Origin of the sequence: Spirillospora sp. NPDC047418, assembly GCF_040643275.1 — a bacterium.
In the GTDB taxonomy this organism is placed as follows: domain Bacteria; phylum Actinomycetota; class Actinomycetes; order Streptosporangiales; family Streptosporangiaceae; genus Spirillospora.
On sequence record NZ_JBEYTW010000204.1, the window covers coordinates 1 to 1,653 of the forward strand.

The 1,653-nt window shown below is 70.8% G+C and carries 1 protein-coding gene; it reads right to left on the bottom strand.

Annotated elements, in window-relative coordinates; translation table 11 throughout:
* Window positions 1-163: 163 nt before the first annotated feature.
* Entirely contained in the window at window positions 164-1,531 is a 1,368-nt protein-coding gene (locus ABZ806_RS45030) for an IS1380 family transposase (protein ID WP_500226129.1), read from the bottom strand.
* Window positions 1,532-1,653 lie beyond the last annotated feature (122 nt).

The following is a 1,653-nucleotide window of genomic DNA, read 5'->3' on the forward strand; positions in this document are numbered from 1 at the left end:
TAGCCTCGATTTTTCGTAGGTCGGTTGGGTCGCGGAGCGACCCAACCGGCTCTTGGCTTTCGGCGGCGGGTCAGCCGTTGGGCCCGACTGTCGCGTCGGGTGGGCGGGGTTCCACGGGCCCCGGGGTTCTCCTTCCTGGTGTTGTTGGGACGGTTGGTGCTGGTCAGGGTGCCGGGAGCATCTGCAGCCGGGTGATCGCCGAGGCGATCAGACCGCTCCAGGGCCAGTGGCGGGCCAGCCGGAGCCGGAGCCGTCTGCCGCCCCGTGCCAGGCGTGCGGCGGTCGAGAAGACCCGCAGGCGCAGGCGTTTGGGTTCCCAGAGCCGTGCCGGATGATCGGTGAAGGCGAGCATCTGGGCCCAGGCGGTCAGGTCGGCGGCGAGCGCGACGAGTTCGAGCCAGATCTGGTTGGCGGCGGCGCTGTGCAGGGGCAGGTTGCGCAGGCCGGTGTCTTTGGCGCAGCGGATGCGGTCCTCGCAGCGGGCGCGGCGGCGGTGGCGCAGTTCCAGGTCGGCGAGTTGCCCGTGCCGGGTGCCGGTGACAAAGCAGGTGAAGCGGTGCCCGTCGATGTCGGTGAACCGCAGCTGCGCGCCGGGGTGGGGGCGTTCGCGGCGGACGATGACCCGCATCCCCTTGGGCCAGCCGGTCAGGTCGAGCATGCCGGTCAGCTCGGCGACCCACGCGCCCCGGCGGGGCCTGCGGTCGGCGTCGTAGGCGCACTGCCACACGTGTTCGGGCAGGGCGAGGATGGCGGCGCAGATGTCGTCGGTGAGGTTGAACCCGATCGAGTACTTGACGCGGCGGGCGGTGACCCAGTCCAGGAACTCGTGGGTGCCGCCACCTGAGTCGGTCCGGATGATGACTTGTTTGTGCAGGCGCGACGGGATTTGGTTGAGGGCCAGGCGGCCTGCGGTGATGTGGTCGGCGGCGGTGTTGGAGCCGGCGTTGCCCGGCCGCAGCACCAGGGCGGCGGCCTCACCGGTCCCGCCGGGGCCGTGGTCGATGAACGCGGTCATCGGGTGGAACCCGAAGGTGCGCTTCCACGTCGGGGCGGCGTGTTCCTTCTCCGAGTGCGCGAGCACGATCGTGGCGTCCAGGTCCACCGGAATCAGGTCCCCGTCCGTCCCGGGGGCGTGCTCGCCGGCCAGTTCCCAGGCCCGCGCACGGGCGGACGAACGGGCCTTGCGGATCGCCCGCAACGCCTGCGGGCCGGCCTGGGCCAGGGTGGTGACCAGCCGCGACACCGTCGGATCGGACGGCACCGGCCCGAACAGCTCCGGCTCGGCCCGCAGGATCGCGATGTCGGACAGGCAGTCCCCGCCCAGTGCCAGCGTCACCGCCAGGTCCGCGACGACCTTGCCCGGATCATGGACCACCCGCGGCTTGCGCCACCGCTCCAACCCAGCAGAAAGCGCCCGGTCGAGCCCGGTCGCGCGGAGCGTCTGGGTCAGCAGCACGCCGCCGGCCTGACCAACGATCCCGGCCCCGTCACAAGACACCGCGAGCTTGGCAGAGCGACCTGTAGTCTTCACGTGAAAAGTGCCTTCTGAACTGGCGCGGACAGGACCTTCGACAAGCCCTATCCTCCCAGCTCGAGGGCACTTTTCTTGTCCAAACGGTCACTCCCGACCCGCCGTCCAGTGAAAGCCCGAGG